At 54.8% G+C, this 22,130-nt stretch carries 25 protein-coding genes and 1 tRNA gene; 8 read left to right on the plus strand and 18 right to left on the minus strand.

The features are described from left to right. Positions 1–3: 3 nt before the first annotated feature. From gspM to GN112_RS03300, 12 genes are all read right to left on the minus strand, one after another. The gene (gene gspM / locus GN112_RS03245) at positions 4–531 is read right to left on the minus strand and encodes a type II secretion system protein M (protein WP_155308918.1); all 528 of its coding nucleotides are present in this window, start codon (positions 529–531) and stop codon (positions 4–6) included. 4 nt (positions 532–535) lie between these two features. Continuing rightward, positions 536–1,990: a type II secretion system protein GspL gene (gene gspL, locus GN112_RS03250; protein WP_155308919.1), complete on the minus strand. Its 1,455-nt coding sequence runs from the start codon at positions 1,988–1,990 to the stop codon at positions 536–538. Positions 1,991–2,087: 97 nt separating this feature from the next. After that, positions 2,088–3,191 carry a type II secretion system minor pseudopilin gene (locus GN112_RS03255; protein WP_155308920.1) on the minus strand — a complete coding sequence of 368 codons (1,104 nt, stop codon included), beginning with the start codon at positions 3,189–3,191 and terminating at the stop codon, positions 2,088–2,090. Then, the gene (locus GN112_RS03260; protein WP_155308921.1) at positions 3,166–3,870 is read right to left on the minus strand and encodes a PulJ/GspJ family protein; all 705 of its coding nucleotides are present in this window, start codon (positions 3,868–3,870) and stop codon (positions 3,166–3,168) included. The genes GN112_RS03255 and GN112_RS03260 overlap by 26 nt, the downstream gene beginning before the upstream one ends. Next, a complete protein-coding gene (locus GN112_RS03265) occupies positions 3,863–4,306 on the minus strand; it encodes a type IV pilus modification PilV family protein (protein ID WP_155308922.1) in 444 nt (147 codons plus the stop codon). Before GN112_RS03265 ends, GN112_RS03260 begins: the two co-directional genes overlap by 8 nt. A gap of 23 nt (positions 4,307–4,329) precedes the next feature. Further along, a complete protein-coding gene (locus tag GN112_RS03270; RefSeq protein ID WP_162458756.1) occupies positions 4,330–4,854 on the minus strand; it encodes a pilus assembly FimT family protein in 525 nt (174 codons plus the stop codon). 86 nt (positions 4,855–4,940) lie between these two features. Then, on the minus strand, positions 4,941–5,396 hold the full coding sequence (gene gspG, locus GN112_RS03275; protein ID WP_155308924.1) for a type II secretion system major pseudopilin GspG: 456 nt from the start codon (positions 5,394–5,396) through the stop codon (positions 4,941–4,943). 131 nt (positions 5,397–5,527) lie between these two features. Further along, positions 5,528–6,754: a type II secretion system inner membrane protein GspF gene (gene gspF, locus GN112_RS03280; protein WP_155308925.1), complete on the minus strand. Its 1,227-nt coding sequence runs from the start codon at positions 6,752–6,754 to the stop codon at positions 5,528–5,530. Between the two features lie 12 nt (positions 6,755–6,766). Then, the gene (rsmB, locus tag GN112_RS03285) at positions 6,767–8,179 is read right to left on the minus strand and encodes a 16S rRNA (cytosine(967)-C(5))-methyltransferase RsmB (protein WP_155308926.1); all 1,413 of its coding nucleotides are present in this window, start codon (positions 8,177–8,179) and stop codon (positions 6,767–6,769) included. Positions 8,180–8,185: 6 nt separating this feature from the next. Continuing rightward, the gene (fmt, locus tag GN112_RS03290) at positions 8,186–9,127 is read right to left on the minus strand and encodes a methionyl-tRNA formyltransferase (protein WP_231716918.1); all 942 of its coding nucleotides are present in this window, start codon (positions 9,125–9,127) and stop codon (positions 8,186–8,188) included. Further along, entirely contained in the window at positions 9,124–9,633 is a 510-nt protein-coding gene (gene def / locus GN112_RS03295) for a peptide deformylase (protein WP_155321233.1), read from the minus strand. Before def ends, fmt begins: the two co-directional genes overlap by 4 nt. A gap of 56 nt (positions 9,634–9,689) precedes the next feature. Continuing rightward, positions 9,690–10,634, minus strand: coding sequence for a bifunctional riboflavin kinase/FAD synthetase (locus GN112_RS03300; RefSeq protein WP_155308927.1), 945 nt, complete (start codon positions 10,632–10,634; stop codon positions 9,690–9,692). Between the two features lie 105 nt (positions 10,635–10,739). On the opposite strand from GN112_RS03300, the gene GN112_RS03305 reads away from it, so the two are divergent. Then, a tRNA-Leu gene (locus GN112_RS03305) sits at positions 10,740–10,826 on the plus strand. Between the two features lie 237 nt (positions 10,827–11,063). On the opposite strand, the gene GN112_RS03310 is transcribed toward GN112_RS03305, so the two are convergent. Then, the gene (locus GN112_RS03310) at positions 11,064–12,218 is read right to left on the minus strand and encodes a tyrosine-type recombinase/integrase (protein WP_155308928.1); all 1,155 of its coding nucleotides are present in this window, start codon (positions 12,216–12,218) and stop codon (positions 11,064–11,066) included. Between the two features lie 25 nt (positions 12,219–12,243). On the opposite strand from GN112_RS03310, the gene GN112_RS34780 reads away from it, so the two are divergent. Next, positions 12,244–12,375 (plus strand): hypothetical protein, encoded by a 132-nt coding sequence (locus GN112_RS34780; protein WP_269434890.1) that lies wholly within the window; start codon positions 12,244–12,246, stop codon positions 12,373–12,375. Positions 12,376–12,405: 30 nt separating this feature from the next. Here the strand turns inward: GN112_RS34780 and GN112_RS03315 are convergent, their stop codons facing one another. From GN112_RS03315 to GN112_RS03335, 5 genes are all read right to left on the minus strand, one after another. Continuing rightward, positions 12,406–12,900, minus strand: a complete 495-nt coding sequence (locus GN112_RS03315; RefSeq protein WP_162458757.1) for a sigma-70 RNA polymerase sigma factor region 4 domain-containing protein — start codon at positions 12,898–12,900, stop codon at positions 12,406–12,408. Positions 12,901–13,399: 499 nt separating this feature from the next. Further along, positions 13,400–14,575: a sigma 54-interacting transcriptional regulator gene (locus GN112_RS03320; protein WP_155308930.1), complete on the minus strand. Its 1,176-nt coding sequence runs from the start codon at positions 14,573–14,575 to the stop codon at positions 13,400–13,402. A gap of 21 nt (positions 14,576–14,596) precedes the next feature. Continuing rightward, entirely contained in the window at positions 14,597–15,451 is an 855-nt protein-coding gene (locus GN112_RS03325) for a hypothetical protein (RefSeq protein ID WP_155308931.1), read from the minus strand. 76 nt (positions 15,452–15,527) lie between these two features. Continuing rightward, a complete protein-coding gene (locus GN112_RS03330) occupies positions 15,528–16,292 on the minus strand; it encodes a hypothetical protein (protein ID WP_155308932.1) in 765 nt (254 codons plus the stop codon). Positions 16,293–16,567: 275 nt separating this feature from the next. Next, positions 16,568–17,332, minus strand: a complete 765-nt coding sequence (locus GN112_RS03335) for a S1 domain-containing protein (RefSeq protein WP_155308933.1) — start codon at positions 17,330–17,332, stop codon at positions 16,568–16,570. A gap of 134 nt (positions 17,333–17,466) precedes the next feature. Between GN112_RS03335 and GN112_RS03340 the strand changes: the two genes are divergently transcribed. Genes GN112_RS03340 through GN112_RS03365 form a run of 6 tightly spaced genes read left to right on the plus strand, consistent with a single transcriptional unit; the run spans position 17,467 to position 22,123 of the window. After that, positions 17,467–17,907 (plus strand): hypothetical protein, encoded by a 441-nt coding sequence (locus GN112_RS03340; RefSeq protein WP_155308934.1) that lies wholly within the window; start codon positions 17,467–17,469, stop codon positions 17,905–17,907. A 17-nt stretch (positions 17,908–17,924) separates the two neighbouring features. Then, positions 17,925–19,670, plus strand: coding sequence for an OmpA family protein (locus tag GN112_RS03345; protein ID WP_155308935.1), 1,746 nt, complete (start codon positions 17,925–17,927; stop codon positions 19,668–19,670). Between the two features lie 36 nt (positions 19,671–19,706). Continuing rightward, positions 19,707–20,033 carry a hypothetical protein gene (locus GN112_RS03350; protein WP_155308936.1) on the plus strand — a complete coding sequence of 109 codons (327 nt, stop codon included), beginning with the start codon at positions 19,707–19,709 and terminating at the stop codon, positions 20,031–20,033. Between the two features lie 11 nt (positions 20,034–20,044). Next, positions 20,045–20,311 (plus strand): type IV conjugative transfer system protein TraL, encoded by a 267-nt coding sequence (gene traL / locus GN112_RS03355; protein WP_155308937.1) that lies wholly within the window; start codon positions 20,045–20,047, stop codon positions 20,309–20,311. Between the two features lie 5 nt (positions 20,312–20,316). Then, the gene (locus GN112_RS03360; RefSeq protein WP_162458758.1) at positions 20,317–20,877 is read left to right on the plus strand and encodes a TraE/TraK family type IV conjugative transfer system protein; all 561 of its coding nucleotides are present in this window, start codon (positions 20,317–20,319) and stop codon (positions 20,875–20,877) included. Beyond that, complete coding sequence (locus GN112_RS03365) at positions 20,849–22,123, plus strand: TraK domain-containing protein (RefSeq protein ID WP_162458759.1); 1,275 nt, start codon at positions 20,849–20,851, stop codon at positions 22,121–22,123. The genes GN112_RS03360 and GN112_RS03365 overlap by 29 nt, the downstream gene beginning before the upstream one ends. The last annotated feature ends 7 nt before the right edge of the window (positions 22,124–22,130 follow it).

The following is a 22,130-nucleotide window of genomic DNA, read 5'->3' on the forward strand; positions in this document are numbered from 1 at the left end:
CGGTTACATCTCCAATGTTTCGACCTGAAATACCGTGTTGATCAGGTCGGCCTTCTGCTCTCCCTTGGAAACGGAAAGCCGTTTGATGGCGATCATATCCCGGGATGTTTCAATACCGTGCAGGTAGGCCAGAAGTTGGCCCATGGTCACGTCCTGCAGTTTCATCTCCACCATGGAGATCCGGTAACCACGATCCTTCAAAAGGGTGCTGGATGGCTTCATATAGGCGATCTGGCTCTTTACGCCGGTCTGCCTGGCCAGGGATTCCAGAAAAGAGAACAGGGTGAAGCCCCGTTGGCGCGATTTGAGGTGTCGCTGCATCTGTTGTGCCTTATCGGCTGTCTGGCGATATTCGGTCTGGAGAACCTTGATTTCTTCCAATTCATGCTGCCGGGCAAGAAGGGTTCGCCCCATCCGGTCGTTTTTATCGAGCAGGGGAAAAACCAGAAACTGCAGCAGCACAAAAACCACGAGGCACCCCGCAGCGGCGGCAACACTGATTTTTTCACGTTTGTTGAGTTTGACGGCCATGGGTTTAAAAATCCAGTTTCAATTTGAAGCGAACCCGCTGCCCCGATTTTTCCAGGTCTGCCGAACTGATCATGACACTTTTGAAAATGTCAGCCTTTTCCAGACGCATCTTGATATCGTCAACAGTGTTGAACGTGTCGGTATTGCCCGACAGTACCACGTTGTCAGCGCCCATGACCATGCGGTTGACCTTTACATCCACCGTATCAGGAATCTGCTGGCTCAGACCGTTGAGGATATCGATCACCCGCACCCCGGCCCCGGGCATCTCCGGACCCAGGCCCGCATCACCGGCCTCGCGGATCTTGATCTGCATCTGCTGCAACGGATTCACCACGCGGGTGATCTCGGGAAACGTTTCTCTGAAAACCGCTTCGATCTGGCTGTCCAGTGCGGCCACCTGTCGCTGCCTGGCCGTTACCGAGAGCATTTGCGCGCCGAGTGCCGCGATGATGGTCAGCAGCAGCAGGGTGGCGGTCAGAATGATCTGCCCCCGGTATTCGCTCCAGTAATGCTGTACCGACGTGCGCTCAGTGGAAAAATTGATTCCGGCCATCCCCTCGGTCTCAACCAGGGCCAGGGCTAGGGCGCCGTCCAATTGCCCGGTTTGCCAGGCGGGGTCGTTGAACTCGCCTTTGAGCCTTGAAAAACTGCGTACTTCGGAAAGGCTTCGCACCGGGAGGCCCAGCATTCCCGGGTCGTTTCCCTCAGGGGGCAGCAAACCGGCATCCGGTCCGCCGAGGACCACCGACGTGGGGTTGAAATCGATATCCAGGCTGTCCCGGGTGGCGGTAAAGGTCCGCTCCAGGGTGGTCTCCAGATTGCGGAGCAGCTGGGTGGCCTCACGGATCACGGGCAGGGAACGGACCATGCGCACATGACCGCTGCAGACCATATAGGCGGAGTGATGGCCGTCACCGGTATCGATAAATACGAAGTCACCGGTTGATGATGCGTCCAGGGCCATGGAATGGGCGGCGGCATAGGCGCTGGGCATGATGGCCACCGGCCGCAGGTTGACCTTCTGGAGCAGATCCAGGTATCGCTGGATATGGTTTTTCTGGACGCTGAAAGCGAGCAGATCGTGCTGTTGCCCGTCGCGTTTGACCGTTTCAACATCGAAGAGCAGTTCGTCCACGGGCAGCGGCAGGCTGGGCTCCAATTCAAACGGCAGGATCTGACGGATCTTTTTCAGGTCGCTGAATGGCAGGCTGAGATTACGGAAGGAGACCATCGTGGTGGGAATTCCCAGCACACAGGTGGCTCCGGCGGGGTTGAGCGTGTCCACTACGGAGATCAGCGCATTGAGAAGATTCGCCTCATCATCCTCGGCCGTGTCCGTTTCGGCGAGGGTAACGAATGCCTGCGCCTGGAGCACGCTGCCCTTGAAACTGCTTTCCAGCAGGACGGCGCCAACGGATGACGCCCGAATTTCCAGACCGAGGACCCTGCGGCTCATGATTGATCATCTGCTCCGACGTTGACTGCCATCATTGGACGCTCCGAAAACGGTATATCCGTGCTTGCAATCGATTCAGGAATGATTTTGATATACATTATTCTGCCTGCCAATTCAAGGTTTTACACTCCCATTGGCCCGTGCCCTGCGCTTTTTGACGCTGAACCACCACATTCAGGATGTGGGTTCGCCGGTTGCGCTTGGCCGTTGCGACAATGCGGAACAGGTCCGACGATACGGTGATCAAATCGGCATCGATGGTGAGACCGCCGGCACCAGGAACCTGTTTGTACCAATTGGCGCTGGTGATGGTGTTGACAAAGGTCTCGTCGGCCATGGCAATCCGGTAGTCGGCCAGCGCCTGGGCCAGGTCATCATCTTCCGACGGCAGCAGCGCGGCCAAAACGTTCACGTCGGCGGTGGATATGTTGATTTTGCCGTCAAAGGCAAACTGACTCTCCCCCGAAGCGGTGGCACCGTAAACGGTGAGCATGGCCGAAAGGCCGGCGGCACCGCCGACTCCGTAATAGAGTTCAGGAAGGATCCCCTGCACCAGAGCCACTTCGCCCAGATGATCAAAAGGTCCGTTTTTGCAACTGTAGGGCGGTTCCAAACCTTCATAATAGTCGGACTCCGCGCCGGTAAGCCCGGTAATGGCTTCATTATCGCCATCATCGATCCAATCCTTGAGTGAATTAATGATCATATTGGGCTCACTGTCCGGAGGATCTTCAAATAATGAAAAGAGCCGGTCGAGAAGCCGCTCCCACAAACTGCGCTGACTGGCGACGAACTGGCGGCCCTCGGGAAACTTGACCAGGGCGTTGACCTGAATTTTACCGCGCTCATCCTCGATGCGCACGTCCAGCTCGCCGTCATCAAAAGGCATCAATCCCATCATTTCGGCCACTTTTTCGGGATTGGCCCAATCCTCCTGCAGGGTATCGGTGTTGTTGGTCTTGCGGTCGTTGATCAGCATGACCATGGCGGCGTGGACCCCGGAGGTGGCCATCTCCGAAAGCACCAGGTCGTCCCGAACCCGGATGGCGTCGCTGACCGAACTGCGGATGCGCTGATTGAGCGCCAGGCCGGCGCTGAGCAGCACGGCGACCACCCCGATGGCCACGAGGATGGCCACGCCGCGCTGGTTGTCGATCACACCGACCGATGGCGCTTTATTCACTGGCTTTGCGGTAAACATGCAATGGGATCCGTGTTGTGAACAAGATGGGCCGCGTTTCTGTGCCGACCTTCAAATGGACCTGAATGGCGCGCGGTGTGGCATAGTCATTGTCGGCCGATTCCGAGTCCCAGTTTTCGCTGGTTTCGTCCTCGGCATCCGTGTACTCGAATTTCAGATCGAGAAGATTCGCGCACAATATGGGGTCATCCTCGCTCTCCTCGAACTCGGGGAAGGGATAAAGATCGTCGGCACGGCGCAGCACCAGGGAGTCGTCGTCCAGCTGATCCACATAGTAAACGATCCGGCACACCCCCTGGCGCGGATCGCCATGCAAGGCCAGGTGGGCCAGGGAGGCAAACTGCAGCCGGCCGAAACGGGTTCCGCGGATATCGGTGGTTTCCCCAAGCAGCTGGTAGGGATCCGGTGGATCGTTGAACTCCGGTTTGGCATAGCGCGGGTAATCGCTGATGGTCAGTGCCTCCAGGTCGGTGGCCATGCGCGACAGACAGGTCCGGGCCGATGCAAAGACATCCACGTCACCGCCAACGGCATCGGTGCTGGAAAAAACCGCACGGAACGAGCCGAAAACCGTGGTGATCACCACGGCGAAAATAAAGATCGCCACCATGATTTCCAGCAGGGTGAAACCGCCGTTGGGCGCTTTTTTGCAAAATCGTTGCGGACGCGGATTACTCATACAGGTGCCTGTAGGTGGTGATCGCAAAGGTCGTTTCACCGTCCCCGTAATCGACGGTCAGGGTAATCCGTTTGAGGGTCGGACCGCCTTCCAGGATCAGATCGGAGACGACGGTTTCACTTTCCATCTGCCAGCGGTAGCCGGGATAGTCGTCACCGAAGTCGCCTTCGTCGATGGTCAGGTCGGCAAGGTCCTGAGTGTCGATTTCGGCCAGTTTCTGGCGGGCCAGAAGGGTCGCCACGGTATCGAACCGGCCGCGCTGATCCATGAACAAGGTCTGGCTGTGCATGCGGTAAACGGCCGTCAGGGCAATGGCCACCACGGCCAGGGCAACCATCACCTCCATGAGGGTGAATCCGTTTTGCGCGCCTTGCATGGGCGCACGCTTGTCATCCGGCCCGGGTATCGTGAGAGGCAAAATGACGGCGGCCGACATAAAGATACGTCCCCGGTGCACGGTTACCACGCCTGACTGCCCCGGACCAGCTGGATGCGGGAGAGGAACGGTTCGATGGAAAAGGCCAGCCGCTCGCCGTCACCGGCGCGCATGCGGATGATGGCCCGGTCCGAATAGCCCTTGGGATAAAAGGCGATGGAGATAGTGCCGCTGGACACGCGCTCGTTGCTGGAAAACGCCACATGATCCACGGTCATCCCGCTGGGCAGGCGATATCCGTCCTCACGGGCGGCAGCTGTTTCGGTTTCGGGCAGATCGGCTGCACTGACCCACAACTGACGGGTATCGGGAGAGACATTGAGCAGATAGGTCTTCTGATCGATCACCGCTTTTTCCTTGAGGTGCTGAACATTGGCGATAATCCAGCGTGCGGTTTCGTCGCTGCCGTCGGAGAACAGACCGGTTTCCAGACGCGGTATGGCCACCACCAGCATGATACTGATCAGGGCGGTAACCACCACCATTTCGACGAGGGTGAACGCGTGGTCGTTCATGGGGCAGATGGAGGGCCTGAAACGCGTGTGCATGCGGTTGCCTGTTGATACCGGGGGCGGAATCGGCCCCGGCCTGAATCCAATACGCATGGGCGTGCTGAGGCATCGCTTCCGGCGGATTACTCACTCTCCCAGCTGTTGATGTCCGCATCGTTGTCTTCACCGCCGGCTGCCCCGTCGGCGCCGTATGAGATAATGTCAAAGTCGTCGTGGATGCCCGGGCTCAGGTAAACAAAATCGTTTCCCCAGGGATCGTTCGGAACCTTGCCCTTTTCAAGGTAGCCCCCCTTGCGCCACTTTTTGGGGACATTGCCGGAAGAGGGTTGCTCCACAAGGGCCTGCAACCCCTGTTCGGTGGACGGGTACATGCCGTTGTCCAGTTTATAGAGCTTGAGCGCCGTGCCGATGCTTTCGATCTGCATGCGGGCCTTGAGTCGTTTGGCCTGCTCCGGGCGGCTCATGATGCGTGGAACGATCAGGCCGGCCAGAATGCCGAGAATGACGATGACCACCATCAGTTCGATCAGGGTGAAACCGCGCTTGTTATCCGTCATGGGCGCCAGGGAACGCTTCATATCTCCTCCGTCATCGGGTGCTGTCGTTGGTGTTTCAAATCAACGGGATGGATACTATCCCAATGTGTCTCAACAATCAAGGCGACAGTATGGATCCGCCAGGGCAATCGCATTTAACTGTTTTTCCATCCTTATCCCACCAACTGGTTCATCTCGAAAATCGGCAGGCAGATGGACAGCACGATGAACAGGACCACCACCGCCATGACCAGAATGATGACCGGTTCCAGCATGGCCATCATGCTCATGATCGATGCCTGAACTTCGTTTTCATAAACGTCGGCAATCTTGTAGAGCATGGGTTCCAGTTCCCCGCTCTGCTCACCCACCTGGATCATCTGGACGGCCAGATCTGGGAAAACGGTATCGGTCGCAAGGGATACCCCCAGTCCCTGGCCCCGCTCCACCTCAGCGGACGCATTTTCGATCAGATCGGAGATGATAACATTACCGGTGATGTTACGCACGATTTCCAATGCCGGCAGCATGGTCACGCCGTTTTCGAGCAGTGAGGCGAGGGTGCGGGCAAAGCGGGCCACGGCGATTCGTCTGAGCAGGGATCCTGCCACGGGCAGGCGCAGCAGGAACCGGTCGGTCACCACCAGTCCGTGTTCGGTTTTTCGAAACATGCGCATTGCCACCAGTCCGGCGGCCATCACGATGAGCAGCAACCACCAGTAGCTTTTGAACAGGTCGCTGGCAGCAAGCAGAAATCGGGTTGGTGCAGGCAGTGCCTGGTTCATGTCTTCGAAAATGGTGGTGATGTTGGGCACCACGAAGGTCATCAGGAAAAAGAGCACTATGGTGCCGATGACGGTCATCAGAATCGGGTAGGCCAGAGCGGTTTGAATGCGGGATTTCAGCTCCTGCTGTTTTTCCATGATGTCGGCCAGGCGCTGTAGAACGATCTCCAGGGTCCCGGACGTCTCACCGGCGCGGACCATGTTGACATAGATCTGAGAAAACACCGATGGGAAGTGTGTCAACGCCGAGGCAAAGCTGTTGCCCTCGACGATGGCGTCTTTGATCCGGGCGACGACCTTGGTGAATCCCTGGGTTTTGGTCTGGGAAACCAGGGTGGTCAGGGCCGAGACCAGTGGGAAACCGGCGCCGGTGAGGGTGGCCAGTTGGCGGGTCCAGAGGCTGACCTGGGCCGGTTTGACGCGGCTGAACAGCCCATGCAAGGCATCCATGCGGCTCTCTTTGGCGCTGGTGCCTTCGGTCACCTCTTTGACACTGACGGGAAAACCGCCCATGCCGCGGATCTTCTGCCGGGCGGCCTGGGCACCATCGGCGTCGATAATGCCGGTAATGGTTTTTCCTTTGGTGTCGAGAGCCTGATACTCGTAAACGGGCATGGCGATGTCCTGTCAGCCGGTGCGTGTCAGCCGGGCTGCGAAAAATCCGTCCATGTGATGAAGATGGGGAAATGTCCTTAGAAAACCGCGTTTGTCCAGGAACGGACGCAACACGGTTTCCGCTGCCGATTTTCTATGATCTATAGCAAAATTCGGGTGGTTTTTCAAAAAACGATCGACCACCGCTTCATTTTCTTCAGGTTCCATGCTGCAGACCGAAAACACCATGACGCCACCGACCCTGAGCAGCGGCGCCAGGTGCCCGAGAAACCGATGCTGCCGGTCGGCAAAGCGACGGATATCCTGTTTGCGAGCCACCCATTTGGCATCGGGGTTGCGGCGCAATACACCCAGTCCGGAGCAGGGGGCGTCGATGAGAATCCTGTCATATAGGGCGTGCTCGTCCGTCGGAAGGGCCCGGTTCAGGTCTGCCTGGCGGGTTTCGATGATTGTTGCCCCCAGACGCCGGGCCTCGTCGGCCAGGCGGGCCAGCTTGGCGGCAACATGCTCCAGGGCCACGATGCGTCCGCGGTTGTCCATCAGCTGTGCCAGGTGACCGGTTTTGCCGCCCAGTCCGGCGCAGGCATCCAGAACGGTTTCATCCGGTTGGGGGGAGAGAAGCAGGGAGACCAGCTGGGCCGCGGCATCCTGAACGGCAAACCGGCCGTCGATAAAGGCCTTCATCCGAAAAATCGGTTTCTTGAGCCCGTCCATGTGGACCGCGCCGGGCAGCCTCTCGATGGGAGCCAGCCTTTCGACATCACCGGCAAGGGCGGCGATCAGGTCGGGTAGGTCGTTTTTCAGGCGGTTGCAGCGTATGGTAATGGGAGGAATTTCGTTGGTCGAATCGGCCAGTTGTCGGGCCGCCTCAAGGCCAAGACGGTCGATCCAGCGCGCCATCAGCCAGTGCGGGGTGGATGTGGCCACCGCCAGATGGTCCACCGTTGAAACGGCTGCATCGGGCAGTCGGAAGCGGTCGGGCTCGCGCAGCGCAGTGCGCAGCAGGGCGTTGATAAAGCCGGCGGCCTGGGCCACTTTATGGGCCCGGGCCAGGTTGACCGCCGTATTGACCGCTGCTGATGGCGGTATGCGATCCATGAAAAGAATCTGGAAAAGGGCCAGCCGCAGAATATTGAGAACCGTGGGGGCCATTTTCTCTATCGAGCGGTCGGCGTATGCCGCGATCACGCTGTCCAGCCGCAGTCGCCAGCGCAGCACGCCATATACCAGCTGATTGAACAGGGCGCGGTCGCGGGGGGAAAGCCGCCTGCGACAGGAATCTTCCGCTTCCAGGATGGCGTCCAGGGTGGAACGGCCGGATTCCAGGCGATTGAGCACCGTCAGGGCGGCGCTACGGGCGTCAGGCGCCGGCCGGAAGTGGCGTGCCGAGGGCCTGCCCGAATGCATACGGGGAGGATGGGTCATTGCGGATCAACCCAGACAGGAACCGTCGGGCAGGCGGCAGCCACACAGAAAATCGTCAATCGGCAGGCGCTTTCCCGACTCGCCCTGAATCTCCTTGATGGCCAGGGCGTCTTTGCCGGTGGCCACGCGCAATTCTCCGGGGATACACTCCAGAATCGTGCCGGGCGGGACGCTGATGTCACGGTGCAGGACACTGGCGCGGAAGATTTTCAGGCGCATGCCGTCACTGAACGTAAAGGCACCGGGCCAGGGCGTCACGCCCCGGATCAGGCGGTCGATCGTTTCAGCCGGCTGGGACCAGTCCACCTGACCATCTTTTTTTCTGAGCATGGGAGCGTAAGTGGCCCGGGAATGATCCTGGGGCATACGGGGCAGGGTGCCGGACCGGAGCATCTCAAAAGTTCTCAGGATCGTCTCGGCCCCCATGCGGCTCAAACGGTCATGCAGTTCGGCGGCGGTCTCGGTGGGGCCGATGGGCGTGCGGTCCATGAGCAGAATATCGCCGGTGTCCATGCCCTTATCCATCATCATAGTGGTGATGCCGGTCTCCGCGTCCCCCTCGATAATGGCCCGATGAATGGGCGCCGCCCCACGGTGACGCGGCAGCAGTGAGGCGTGGATGTTAATTGCGCCCTGCTTGGGGATGTCCAGAAGCGACTGGGGCAAAATCTGGCCGAAAGCGGCCACGACGTACAGATCGGGAGCCAGATCGGCCATTTTGCGGTGAAACTCCTCGGTGCGGACCGTTTCGGGTTGCAGCACCGAGCAGCCAAATTTGAGTGCCGCCTGCTTGACCGGTGGTGGAGTGAGCTTGCGCCCCCGGCCTTTGGGACGATCCGGCTGCGTCACCACGGCCAGTATCCGGTAGCCTCTTTCGTGAAGGGCGGCCATCGGGGGAACGGCAAAATCAGGAGTCCCCATGTAGACAATGGTCAATGGGCGGCTCACCGTTGCTTCATTTCTTTCATGACCCGGCGTTTGTACATCTGACGCTTCAAGGCGCTGATGCGGTCAATGAAAAGGGTTCCGGTCAGATGATCCATCTCGTGCTGGATGACGATGGCCAGCATGCCCGCCGCTTCGAAGCGCAAGGGGTTGCCGTCGCGGTCCACTCCTTCCACCAGAATCTGTTCCGCCCGTTTGACGTTGGCCCGAAAGTCGGGCACGCTCAGGCAGCCTTCGTTTTCGGAAATGATCTCTCCCGCCTGCTCGATGATGCGCGGATTGATCAGCACTTGCAGGTCATGGCCATCCTCCCGGGTAGCGATGTCGTAGACCAGAAAACTCTGTCCAATGCCCACCTGCGGCGCGGCCAGTCCGATCCCCGGGGCGGCGTACATGGTTGTTGCCATGTTTTCGATAATGGTCTGCAGAGCTCCGTCGACATTTTCAACCGGAACGGTCTGCTGTTTGAGGAATTTGTCTGGAAATGTCAGTATGTCTAACACGGTCACGGTGTTCAACCTTTTGGATAGCGTGCGAGTGTTTTTATGAAAAATTCGCTGGGAGCTCACTCGAAATGGAGCGCCAGGATTTTCCGGGCATCAACAATATCCTGCTGGATCTGTTCGATCAGTTCGTCGATTCCGGAGAATTTTTTCTCATTCCTCAATCGCTGCACGAAATCGACCATGATGCGCTGGTCGTAGATATTCTGATTGAAGTCGAGAATATGGACCTCAACTGTGAATATGTGATCGCCGAAGGTGGGACTGAAGCCGATATTGGCCACCCCCTGATAGCGCTTGCCGTCGCATTCGACAATGACAGCGTAGACACCCAGTTTGGGACACAACTCATCCTGCAGGACAATATTGGCGGTGGGGATACCCAACAGCCTACCCCCCCGGTCACGGCCGTGGGCCACGGTCCCGCGGATCTGGTAATTGCGCCCCAGCATGCGCGAGGCGGAGATAACGTCGCCCTCCATGACCAGCTGGCGGATACTCGTACTGCTGATCCGGGCATTTTTTTCGCGGACCGACTGGATCCAGTCGGCAACGACCACGGAAAAGCCCATCTCTTCGCCAAATCGTTTGAGAAGTTCCACATTGCCTTCACGGTTGTTGCCGAAGGTGTAGTCTTCACCCACCACAATGGCTTTCATACCGATCCGCCGAATCAGTACCTCCTCAACAAAGGTTCGTGCGGACAGGGCGGCGAATCCCATGGTAAAGGGAATGCAGATCAGGACGTCGATGCCGGCTTTTTCGATCAGTTCGGTTTTCTGTTCGTTCAGTGTGATCAGCGGGGGATGGCCGTTGTTGGTGATCACCCGGATCGGGTGGGGGTCAAAGGTAATGGCCACGGCAGTACCGTCCATGGCGTCGGCCCTTTCGATCACCTCATGGAACAGGGCCTGGTGGCCAATGTGAACACCGTCGAAATTACCTATTGTAATTACCGCGGATTTAAATGGTTCAGTGATGGAATTGATGTCTTGGATAATTTTCATGATCTTTCAGTTTTCTGTAAAAATGAGCTTGACACGAAAAACAAAAGACTATAGTTAGTGCATCTTCAGTTTGAAATCAACCTTTTTGAATTCATTCTGAAACGTGCCGAAGTGGCGGAATTGGTAGACGCGCTAGGTTCAGGGTCTAGTTGGGGTTCCCCAGTGGGAGTTCGAGTCTCCCCTTCGGCACCAACAAAAATCACCATAAGATGCCGTTTTTATTTGCATAAAGCACAAATAAGGCGGCATCTTTGTTTTTTATAGATAAATATAATAAAAACAAAATCTTATCATTTTTTTGTCGAAAATTGGCGCGTTATTAACGCGTTATTGGGCAATATACATGCCAAAAACGAGGAGATCGGTACGTCATTAACGCACCGATCCCCTGTTGACATCTCCAATTTTGTCGGTCTCAGAGTCGTAGAGCTATTTCTTCCCTGACACTCTCTTCACTTGGATTACCTTTCCCAGCCCATCTTCGTACAAACCCCGCAACGTGTCATCGCGGATATCGTAATACCTCTCAAAGGCTTTGTTGGTTTTATGGCCCGTTCCTTCCATACATTCTGACTTGGACCGCCCGCACTCGTTGCGCCAGTGGACGACAGTGCTGTGTTTGGTGCCCGGGTAAAGGGAAACGCTGCTGATTCCCAAGACCTTACAGGATCGGCGCCAGACGTTTGCAAGGTAATCCCTTCCGAACGGGCTGCTGGGCTTTGCTGCGCCGTTACCGGCGGCGTGCCTGAAAAGCGGCATCTCTGGAAAAGATTTAGGAAGCCCCTTCAACAGGTCCACGTGGTACCCGACCAGTGGCAGGTATTTCGGATGCCCCTCCTTCGGATCCTCGATGTGGAGCCTTGCCATTTCGGCGTCGAAATAGCGTTCCTTGCATCGTATCAACTCCCCTGGGCGCACCTTGGGATAAGTGGCCAGAATGGAGACGGCGATATAGATCCGCGGGTTTTTTTCCCACGTGTCCTCGTAGATTTTTTCGAGAACCTCTTGCTGGCGCTCCTTCCGCAACACCTGGCGTAATCTCGGTTCTGCCTTGATTTCAGGAAATTCCGGCATCTGGTCTTGTGTGATCTCCCGGCGCTTCAGCAACCAGCGCCAGAATGTGACGTATGTGTCAATGATTCGCTTGACGTAATAAGGGGATTTGCCGGAGTCGAGAAGGTCGTTTTGGAGGTCTTCGATTTCAGCGTAGCCAATCTGTTTGACATTCCGACACTTCCAGGCATCCACGCCGAAGCGCAAGCGCTGTTCGTATTTCTTGATCGCCTTGAGGTGTTTTTTCGCTTTGAGAAAACGCGCGACCAAGTTTTCGAAGCCGAGGGGTTCTTCAACCCTATGGTCGCGAATATCGAAGGTACCCCGGTCCTCTTCGTACCGGTATCCGGTCAACCTGCGGTAGGCTATCCTGTAGTCTGAAAAGTTGCGGGTGAGGTTGCCAAATCGGACCACCATCCGTGTCGCATGGATTTGCGGGTGGTTGGGGCACCAGATACCATTGGGCTCGAAATGCCGGAGTTGCTCGCCGCAAAGTGCACAATGCTGGTTCGTGTAGATTCCGCCGCGCATGGACACCCCTCCTGGTGAGGTTGTCATGGCAGAATACATCATTGATGGGCGGCGGGTCAAGGTTTGCTCGCTTATCGGTCTGTGCCAGAGTGATCCTTTTGTTGCTGTTTTCTCTGGGGCCAACAGATTTCATGGCAAGATGGTTTCACTGCAATAGAACGGCTTTCGGTCCTGACTGGCGATGACACTACATCGCAATGCTATTAACGGCCTTCGTGACCTCATTTTTCAATTGAGATATGCGTTGCTTGGTAAGCCCCAGGCCCTTTGCCGTGGCGGTGCCGGTCAAGTTTTCATCGAGGGCGCGCTCCAGAAAGCATTCGAATTTCGGGATGGATTTTATCAGCAGTTCTACAATCTTTTCCCGGGCCTCATCCTGTTCCGGCGAGCTTTGGGATTGCCCCCAAACCAGATGGACATCCTCTTGGGTTATTTCAAAATTGAGTTCCTCGAAGTAAACCTCCCTGCCGTTGGATTTCATGGACAGTTCTTTGAATTTCGAGTCAATGTGTATCCAGGTCCAGGCGATCAGGCCGGCCTTGTCAGTATCGATCTTCCAGCGGTTCGCCGCTTTTAGCGCCGCCAGGTAGCCTTCCTGCATGAGGTCTTCCCATTCGTAATTTTTGATGTAGGGCCGGTATTTCCGGATCTTCGATTTGATGATGGGCTCGATCTGTTTCAAAAATTTTTCCATGATGCCTGACGGTTTCTTGAGTCTACGCTCCAGGAGTACCGGTTCCCTCTCTGTATAGTAATAGGCGGCAGGGTAAATTTCCGGATGGCATTGCCGATCCGGCAGAACTTCTCAATCGGTGACGTATCGTAAAAGCACACCGCGCCGGCTCTGGATGGATGGACAGGCAATGGACCTTATCCATTTGCGACTGCTAAAAGCAGGTGGTTCATTTGCTGAGAAGATAGTAGCTGCGAACAAGAACGAGCGCGCGGATAACGATGGTATCGCACGATGCGTGCCATGGTGGTAACGCTTTGTAATGGCAGCTAAATGAGAATTTATGGAAGTGAAAGGGGTTTAATTCCGGGCTTGTATCGGAAGCGTTGCAGGAAAAAAACGATGGCGGGCTGATTTTTTCTGTTGAGCTGCAATGACCTCAAGGGATAGCAGTATTAAAAATTGTCCTGCCATCCCTGATGGGCGAACCGAAAACACTTTTGCCGATTCACTTCACGACATAGACACGGCAAATCCGGTCGCCGTCGTTGGCGTTGTATCTATATTCTTGCGAGGCATCGAATTGTCTGTATTTTGCCAATGAGCCGGTATCGATTCCCAATATTTTTGCCGTCCGGGACTGATTGTTATGTGTTTCGGACAGGACATGATTGCAGATTTCGCTCCTGAAACGGTTGACATGCTGCTTTAGCTCGATCTTTTTGTGACCCTCTGCGTTGACGCTGTTGATATCCCAGGAAAAGAGGACTTTGCTTTTCAGGCTGTCAGGAAAGACGCCTCCGGCTGCATTTGCAGCGCTGTCCGCCGGCTCCAGGGTGTAGTTGGAAAACCGGATCCATTCTTTTTTCAGCGTTGTTGCTTCGTGGTCTTTGCGTGATTCGACCATGGCGGTACGGATCACATGTTCAAGTTCACGAACGTTTCCGGGCCAGTTGTAATTTTCGAGCAATTCAAGTGCATCCGGTGCGATATCTTTTATTTTCGAAAATCGTCTCGATGTTTTTCCATCCTCTGTCAACATGGCCGGGCAACGGATCCCCGAATTGTTTTCCCGGATGAAATGGTTAGCCAGCAGTTTGATATCTTCTTTTCTCCGCCGCAAGGGCTTGAGTTCTATGATATATTCCGAGATGCGGAAAAAAAGCTCGGTTCGAAAGGATTCAAGGTTCAAAAGCTCATGGGGCGATTGGGTGGTAGCCGAGATAATGCGGATATTCACCTCTTTCCTGTCCTGGACACCGCCACCCACCGGATTGACAACCGGTATTTCCAGCAGGTTCAACAGCATGATTTGGACTGCCGGGTGGGCTGTCGCGACCTCATCAAGAAATAGGGTGCCGTTGTCAGACTCCAGAACAATGCCATCGTTATTCTTGGTTGCTCCGGTGAACGCATGCGCCACATGACCGTAAAGCTGACTTTGGGCAAGAGTCGGCACAAGGGCGCCGATGTTGGTTCTTCGAAAGTGATGTTTTTTACGCTGAGGGTGAAGGTCGTGGATGATATTGGCGACCATCGTTTTTCCGGTGCCGGTCTCGCCGGTGATCATGACCCTGGCATCGGTGGGTGCCACTAGCTGGACCATCTCTTTTACGTCCTTGATCACCCGGCTTGCGCCGATCAACTGTTTTAAGGGATCTTTTGAAGCTGCGTCGTATTGCAAGGTACCGCCTCCTTTCCTTAATCAAGCTACAGTGGCACAGTCTTCGACCAAAATGTCATAAGCACGCATGGCCGTTTCGAAAGATTGGATGCATTTATTCTTGTATTCATCCATTTCCCACCAACTGCAGTCCAGTTCGCATTGTCTTTCGCGCCACATGTATTTCAGCCACACCTCCATTCTTTCCACCTGTTGGATCACGTTGGGCTGATTCCTGGCTTCACCGTCATCTTCGATTTTGGGAAGAAGAATGGGTTCGACCTCAAAATCCCCGTCATTCCAAAGACATTGAAAAATTAGATGGATGGTCTGTTCGGTGGGGAACCAGCGCTTGCGAAGGGAATATTCGAGAAACGGAACCGAAAACCGCAACAACTCGGACCGTGGTTTTGAAAAGCCTTTTGATTGAATGATCTCAAACTCTTCCGGAAACCAGATTTCAATGAATGGATGGGTTGCGCACCTGTCGATATCCTCTTTTTTACCGCCCGCTTCAATGGTTCCAACGACAAGATCTTCTTTACCGGAGTAATCGAGCATTTTTTCCGCAGCCCTTTTGGCCTCATCCGAATAAAAGAAGTCGGCTGCCCACAAAAACACATGGCTGCGTGGTTGATAAAGCGTGAGCGCCTCAGAAAGACCGGCTTGCCATCTGCTGCAGGTGTCAAAACTTAACACCGGCAACAACGCATACAATTCCTTATCATATTCAAGGTGAACCAAATCCTGCCAGCGTTCGGAGGATGGCGTGGCAACCACATGAATCCTTTCCTCATTGACGAAAAAATCGAGCCAGCACTCGATATTCTCTATGTGACGGTGTTGATATGCACCCATGGTGGACGGACAATTCAAGACCAGTGCACTATCAATCATCTTCTTTGTCTCCTTTCCCCGAGCATTGCTGTCGCGCAATGATTGCGCAAGCCGGCCTGACAACGTGCAGGTGCCGTCATTTGAAAAAGGTCGCCATGTCCGTAAACCCGTAAAGTGCAACCGAATGGAAGGCAATGGACTGGCCGGTGGTTTTTTTTGTGAAAATTTCCTCTAGCCCACCAAGATCCTTTCTGCACACGTCTGCAAGATCGGGGTCTGCAAAATATCCCAAAGAAACATGGGGATTGAATGCCCTATGCAGATTCATATCCAGTAAAACCCCGACCTTGTCGTTTAATTTTTTTCTCTCATCGAGCATCCGATCCAACACGGCCGCCGAGGCGTTGTCGGCGGGCGATAAGCGGGCTACCAGCGCCCTGTTGGACCAGATGGCCAGTTTTTCAAATCGAAAACCGATATTCCAATCGTTCTTGGCGGCAAGCTTGGATGCATTGACCGTTTCCGTCACCTTGGCAGCCGTTGCAAACGATTCCGGGAACCCTTGCAGGTAGGTTTCCAACTCCTTGCGGTGCGAGGCGGTGACGCCGATGATATTGCCATCGTTTATCCCGTCCCAAATGGTGACGTGATAGGATTCATAGGGAAGCGTGCAGAACAAGCAGGTGTTCATCAGCACTGCCGGCCTCATCGTTTCCATGGCTTCCGCCAGGGCCCTGTAAAGGGACAGGTCGGGGTCACCATAGACATCACAGGCTACCTTTTTCAGATTTCCCATGGGTTCCAAAGCGTTTCCCGGACTGTCGAACAACAGGGAAAATCCGTGATACGGTGCCCAAACGGGTTCAAAGCTTGCGATTTTTTCATTGGAAATCAAAGTCATCGCCCCCCTCCTTTCTTTTGCTTAGCAGGTTGAATGAAGAAAAAATGCCGGCAATTATTTCCGGTGTATGGCAATGATATGGTTCATATTGTGTGCCAAGCGGATAAGTTGCCGCCATCACGAAATAAAGGAGTTTGGGGCATGGGTAATTGATACCAATTTGACGAAAAAATAGGTGGATTTGTATGAAAAAATCAGAAATCAGCCTAAATTTTTTATAGCGGTGGTTTTTCAGAGTTGTCAAACCAAAATCGGGGGAATGTTGAAAAAGGAGTTCAGGGGAAGGATCTCATCTCCAAAATTTCACCGTTTAATTCCAGTCGCACCTTCTCTCTGATCCTGACAATATCCCTGTCCCTGCAAGGTGCATCGGTGTAAATGGTGCTCTTTTGTCCGATGAACCGCCGGGAACAGACAAAACGGTGCATGGGCAGATGAGATTTGAGCAGCAGGGCCGGCAGTTTCTTTGACGATCTGGACAGGGCTATCGTAATCCCGGAAAGATGGTGTTTGACGGATGAAATATAAAAATGCATCACCCGTCCCGTCCGATAGATTGATTCTTCGGAAAAAACCCAGGCGCATCTTTTCAAGGTTCCCGTTGCGCCGTTAAGATCCACCTGAACACAATCGGCATAGCGTTTTCGAATCACGCCTTCGATGACCTGCCCGACCTGGTTTTTCCAGATCGAATACTCATCTTCGGCTTTCATCCTTTCCAATATACGAATGAAAAGCGGACGGACTGTCTTTTGCACAGGTTCGGGCAACGACGCCAATGAAAAGGTGACCGGCAGGATGTCATGTTCGAGGACCTCGGATTCAAGGCCCATTTTCTCGATAACCCTTTTATGTTGAGGCATGCGAAAAACGATATTGGCTGTCATTGAATCCAGATCCACAAGACAATCGGAGGCCTTATAGAAATTGCGCATCGCGGTTTCCATGGACAATGCCAGCGCTCTTTTGGCCGTCTCCGGCAGCACGCCCAGCGCATCCACAAGCTCTTCATAGCCATCAATGGCTTCGATATTCATCATTCCTCTCATTATCGTTTTATTCCAAGGCTGATTTTACCGCCCCTTCAATATAAAGCCACAGCTAACCAAGCGATCGCCTTTAAACAGAACATAGGCCCACAGTAAAACCGGCACGCATTGACAGGAGAGAAACAATGACAAAACAGGAGACCCCACCCGATACCCAGGGAGAAAAAGAAGCAAAACCGGCCGCAAATGAAAAACGGCCCACCAGACAGCGAACCAAAACAGACTATGTGGAGCTTGCCAAAGAGAGAAACGCCCGGGTGATTTTGCACAACACCCCGGACACCTACCCGCTCACGGACATGGCCCGTTATGCGGACCAGGGCATCCGGCGGTTGAGAAACCGCATCATGATATCCCTGGCGCCCAAAGAGGCCCTGCCGCTTCTGGACGAATACAACGATGCGCTCGTCCAACTCCACACGGTCGTATCGAAAATCTGTGCGGTTACCAACGTAAGGTACCGGACTCCCCGGGCATTAGCACAGATCCTTGGCGAACAGACACCCGAGGCGGCGGACAAGGCAAAAGCGGCAGCGAACCATCCAACCGGCCCGATGGAAAAATGACAAATTGACGGTGTCCCATGAAATTCCATCTGTTTAAAAGAAAGCAAATTCCCCGAAAAATCGAGCTTGACGATCTGGCGCGCGCCTTCTGGCAGGATTCACCCATCGATAAAGCCTTCTTTGAAGAACCCGATCATGGCCATCCATCAACGGCACCGGACTGGAAAACCGATGCGGTCCGGGATTTCTGGCTCCAATACATCCGGCCCTTCAAAAAAACCATAACAGCACCGGTATTGAAGACCATCCAGAACCTGTTGATGGAACTGGAAACCATGGCGCCCTGTCCGTCGGTATCGCAAGCAGACGATGAGATCCCCCGACAATACCTGGCATTGTCGGGCATCGCTTTGATGGACCACGCCTTGAATGTCAGCCGGGAGGCGGTCGATCTGTTGAAGGCCAAGGAAAACGATTTTCAGATGCGTGTGGGCAAACTCCTGATCGCGGCTCTGACCCACGATGTGGGCAAACACCCGTCCGCACGGATTGCCCATATGCCCCATTCCTATAACAGCGCCATGTGGCTTCAGCAACGCATCGGGCATTTAAAAGACAGAGAACAGATCATCGAAGCGGTTCGACTTCACCATGCCGGCGGCGGTTCATGCAAAACCGCACCTGCCAATCCCATCCTGTCCATCCTGATGCAGGCCGACCGGATTGCCCGGCAAAAAGAGCTGGCCAATCTGGCTTTCGAAAAGCAAAGGCAACATTCCGGCAATCAGGAGCGGCAGCATTTACCGGAGAACAGGATGAGAAGCGATTCGGACCATGGTGAGGAAAAAGAGGCGCATTGGTTCTCCAAAGAGATGTTCCTGGAGGATCTGCACTCACAGATCAGCGTCATGGGGTTTGACGCATTCCGCCATAAAGGTCGTGCCTACTTCTCGCCATCTATCATAAAAGGCGCGCTCAATCGCCTCAGGCGGCAGCGCGGCCTTTCCGATATCCGTTCGGGAGCCCAGATCCGGAAGATCCTATCAATGCATGTGCCGGAGGTCGCCAATGAAAAATGCCGGCTGCGGTTCAAGCAGAATTTCAAACCCATGAAAAGGTGGTTCTATATTTTCCCGGCATCATTGTTAGGCGCATCGGAGAAGACCGACCCGGACATCCCCAGGGACCGGAAAGGCCGATGGTTAAAGGGCATCGACCGGATTCAGGCACAACCCAACCAATGTCCCGAAACGAAATCCCTGCGGTTCCGGGACAAACAAGGTGAGAAAATGAAAACCGTCCTGTCGATCGTTCTGTTTTTGTCGACCGCCGTTTCTTATTCGCATGCGCTTGCCAGGGACACGGCTGCGGCCACGCACATCATCGGGCAGAAGAACCGTCAGCATGAATACGGGCCAGCAAGGGGGATGGAAAGGCCTGCCTATGTGATTACACCAACGGCTGCTGCCGCCAAGGCCGCCACGTCCCGCATACGGCAAAACAGGCCTGATCGTCCCGTCAAGAAGACTTTTGTCATCTATTTCGATTTCGGTTCCAGCGAACTTGAGCGATCCCAGAAGCAAAAGCTTTACCGGCTTGCCACTATTATCGGTAACCGGCCGGCAGTCAGCGTAACCGGATATACCTGCCCGACGGGGCCGTTTGAAGCCAACCGACGATTGGCCCGGGAACGGGCGCAAACGGTCGCAACCTGGCTCAAAGAGCACGGCATCGAGGTGCGGCAGGCCGCGGGCAGACCCGAATGCTGCTATGTCTCCGATACCCGGCCGGCCGAAAACCGAAGAGTGGAAATCGTCTTTTAACTACAATCAACCAACCCGAAAAGGAGGTCCCCATTCATGTCCCGATTCACAGAAACGATGAAAAAGGCCAGCGCAAAAAAGAATCTGATCATCACGGCGGGCATTGTCCTGGGCAGCGCCGCATCGGCGGCGGCCATCACCGCGCCGACCGGTCCCACGGACTTTGCCTGGGATGTGTATGACATCGGCGTCAACAGAATCCTGAACGGTCCCATCGGTTTTGTCGCCGGCGCCGGCGCCATGGTGGCCGGGGCCGTGGCCGCCATTCAGCAGAAGATCGCCATGGCTGCACTCGCGATTCTCGGCGGGGCGGTGCTGCTCAATGCCGATTCGATGATCACCAGTCTCGGAATGGTTTTTTAAAGGAGCGCGAAATGGCAGAAAGGTTCCCGCAATACTTGTCCGCACCCGTGCAGGTGCTCTGGTTCGAAACCGACGAGCTGGCCATCATCATCCTGTTTTTCCTGCTGGCCTCCATCTTTCACGGTGTTTTGTGGATATTGTGCATTGCGGGACCCTTTGCCTATTCAAGCCTCAAGAACAGGTATCCGTCCAGCTTTCTTATGCACATGCTCTATTTTTCTGGAATCAAGCGCTTGAAAAATTATCCCACTTCCTTTGCCAACACTTTTTCCGAATGACGGCCATGCACATTAAAAAATTCATAAACAAATTCGACAACCTGAAGGCAGAAAACAGACTGCTCAAATTCGTGATCATCGTCATCGGCATCGGATGCGTCGTCTCCTCGATCCTGTCGCTGCAGGCCGTAAAGTACCAGAAGGTGATCATCCTGCCGCCGGCGGTGGACAAACGCATTGTTATCCGGGGCAGCAGCGTGAACGCGGAATATATCGAGCTGTTCTCAAAATATGCCATGGGGCTGCTGCTGAACTACACCCCCAGGATTTACGACGACCAGATCAATGACCTGCTCAAACTCACCTCGCCCGGGTACTATCCGGCCCTGAACCGCAAACTGATCGAGATGAAGGAGAATGTGAAACGGCTTGCCATCACCAGCATGTTCTATCCGCACATCCTTCGCATCAATCAGGAAAAACAGGAGATCAAAATCCTGGGGCTGCGGATTCAGACCGCCCGAAGCCAGGAGATCGAGCGCGAGGAAAAAATCTACATGCTCAACTATCAAATGATCAACGGGAGATTCTATGTCGATGGCATCCAGGAGATCGAAAAAAAGTAAACCCCGGCTTATCTGGTTTCTGCTGGCGCTGTTGGCACCGGTTTATGCGGTTGCCAGTCCGCAGAGCGGGCAGACCCGGTATTGGATCCGGATTGCCGACAAACAGGACAACCTGGCCGCTGTCCATGATCTTATGGCCGGCCTGTCCGATGAAATCGAAAAAGACGAACTTCGCATCTGTATGGACAACAGTGAATATGTGCTGGTTCATACCGGCGCCGCGGATCCGGATGCGGCCTTTTTGATCAGGGAGAAAGTTTCCCAGCATCTGGGCGCCAAGGTTCATACGGCCATCGTCCATTATGATCCGGCCCAGTGCTTTGCCACCGCCCACTTTTTGAAAAAGGCGGCCGGGAAAACACCCCCGCCCATGCCGACGACGGCCGCAAAACAGCAAAAGGCCCCCAAATCCCGTCCATCGGTTCATATCTATCCGGACATCGCCGGACACACCCGAAAAAAGGGCGGCAGACTCGAGACCACCGACCATGCGACGGTGCTGTCCAAATCCATGGTCCAGGTCCTGCCCGAACTTTCCACCCAGGTTTATCTGAGCAATCTGGATATCAACAGGGTCACCTGCATGGGCAACCGGCCGGTCAAGGATGTGGTCTTCTCCGCTGAAAAGGGCGTCACCGCAAAAATCAACGGCAGCAACGCGTTTATCAAGCTTCAGATGCACCGGGACAATCCGTCCGTAAAACCCCAAGCCGTCGAGGATCCGGTGGAGCTGTACGTGGTGTGCGGAAGCGCCGGCGATGTGTACACCGTTATCGGAGTCCCCAAAAAGATACCGGCCCAATGGATCCAGCTGGTTTCGAAAACCGGGGATGTCAAAAGGAACCTGTCTCTGTTCGAGGGCAAAGACTTTGAAAAAAAGGTCGTTACCCTCGTCAAGCAGGCCTGGACGGGAGAATATCCCGATTCATACGCCATCGAAGATATTGACCGCCGCCTGACGATAGAGGGCCTGGCGTGGCTCGACATCACCCTACGCCGGACGGTGGATGTCGATGGCGAGGGGTTTCGCATCAAGGAGTATGCGCTGCTTGTAAGCGATAACGCGGCTGAAGCGCATTACGGCATCCGTGAAAAGCAGTTTGTGCTGCCCCGGTTGTCCGAACATCCTTTGGCCATCACCCTCGACGGCCTGATTGTCCGGAAAGAAACGCCAACCCGCCTGTTTATCGTTGAACGATCGGAACAAGAGCCGCGCATCGGCATCGGCAGGCCGACCACCAAGTAGAGGCAAT

The organism is Desulfosarcina ovata subsp. ovata (genome assembly GCF_009689005.1).
Classification (GTDB): domain Bacteria; phylum Desulfobacterota; class Desulfobacteria; order Desulfobacterales; family Desulfosarcinaceae; genus Desulfosarcina; species Desulfosarcina ovata.

What these genes read in the sequence shown, in the direction of transcription:
- gspM (WP_155308918.1), bottom strand. Translation starts at nt 531, where the DNA reads ATGGCCGTCAAACTCAACAAACGTGAAAAAATCAGTGTTGCCGCCGCT.
- gspL (WP_155308919.1), bottom strand. Translation starts at nt 1,990, where the DNA reads ATGAGCCGCAGGGTCCTCGGTCTGGAAATTCGGGCGTCATCCGTTGGC.
- GN112_RS03255 (WP_155308920.1), bottom strand. Translation starts at nt 3,191, where the DNA reads ATGTTTACCGCAAAGCCAGTGAATAAAGCGCCATCGGTCGGTGTGATC.
- GN112_RS03260 (WP_155308921.1), bottom strand. Translation starts at nt 3,870, where the DNA reads ATGAGTAATCCGCGTCCGCAACGATTTTGCAAAAAAGCGCCCAACGGC.
- GN112_RS03265 (WP_155308922.1), bottom strand. Translation starts at nt 4,306, where the DNA reads ATGTCGGCCGCCGTCATTTTGCCTCTCACGATACCCGGGCCGGATGAC.
- GN112_RS03270 (WP_162458756.1), bottom strand. Translation starts at nt 4,854, where the DNA reads ATGCACACGCGTTTCAGGCCCTCCATCTGCCCCATGAACGACCACGCG.
- gspG (WP_155308924.1), bottom strand. Translation starts at nt 5,396, where the DNA reads ATGAAGCGTTCCCTGGCGCCCATGACGGATAACAAGCGCGGTTTCACC.
- gspF (WP_155308925.1), bottom strand. Translation starts at nt 6,754, where the DNA reads ATGCCCGTTTACGAGTATCAGGCTCTCGACACCAAAGGAAAAACCATT.
- rsmB (WP_155308926.1), bottom strand. Translation starts at nt 8,179, where the DNA reads ATGACCCATCCTCCCCGTATGCATTCGGGCAGGCCCTCGGCACGCCAC.
- GN112_RS03300 (WP_155308927.1), bottom strand. Translation starts at nt 10,634, where the DNA reads ATGAAAATTATCCAAGACATCAATTCCATCACTGAACCATTTAAATCC.
- GN112_RS03310 (WP_155308928.1), bottom strand. Translation starts at nt 12,218, where the DNA reads ATGCGCGGCGGAATCTACACGAACCAGCATTGTGCACTTTGCGGCGAG.
- GN112_RS34780 (WP_269434890.1), top strand. Translation starts at nt 12,244, where the DNA reads ATGGCAGAATACATCATTGATGGGCGGCGGGTCAAGGTTTGCTCGCTT.
- GN112_RS03325 (WP_155308931.1), bottom strand. Translation starts at nt 15,451, where the DNA reads ATGATTGATAGTGCACTGGTCTTGAATTGTCCGTCCACCATGGGTGCA.
- GN112_RS03330 (WP_155308932.1), bottom strand. Translation starts at nt 16,292, where the DNA reads ATGACTTTGATTTCCAATGAAAAAATCGCAAGCTTTGAACCCGTTTGG.
- GN112_RS03335 (WP_155308933.1), bottom strand. Translation starts at nt 17,332, where the DNA reads ATGATGAATATCGAAGCCATTGATGGCTATGAAGAGCTTGTGGATGCG.
- GN112_RS03340 (WP_155308934.1), top strand. Translation starts at nt 17,467, where the DNA reads ATGACAAAACAGGAGACCCCACCCGATACCCAGGGAGAAAAAGAAGCA.
- GN112_RS03345 (WP_155308935.1), top strand. Translation starts at nt 17,925, where the DNA reads ATGAAATTCCATCTGTTTAAAAGAAAGCAAATTCCCCGAAAAATCGAG.
- GN112_RS03350 (WP_155308936.1), top strand. Translation starts at nt 19,707, where the DNA reads ATGTCCCGATTCACAGAAACGATGAAAAAGGCCAGCGCAAAAAAGAAT.
- traL (WP_155308937.1), top strand. Translation starts at nt 20,045, where the DNA reads ATGGCAGAAAGGTTCCCGCAATACTTGTCCGCACCCGTGCAGGTGCTC.
- GN112_RS03360 (WP_162458758.1), top strand. Translation starts at nt 20,317, where the DNA reads ATGCACATTAAAAAATTCATAAACAAATTCGACAACCTGAAGGCAGAA.
- GN112_RS03365 (WP_162458759.1), top strand. Translation starts at nt 20,849, where the DNA reads ATGGCATCCAGGAGATCGAAAAAAAGTAAACCCCGGCTTATCTGGTTT.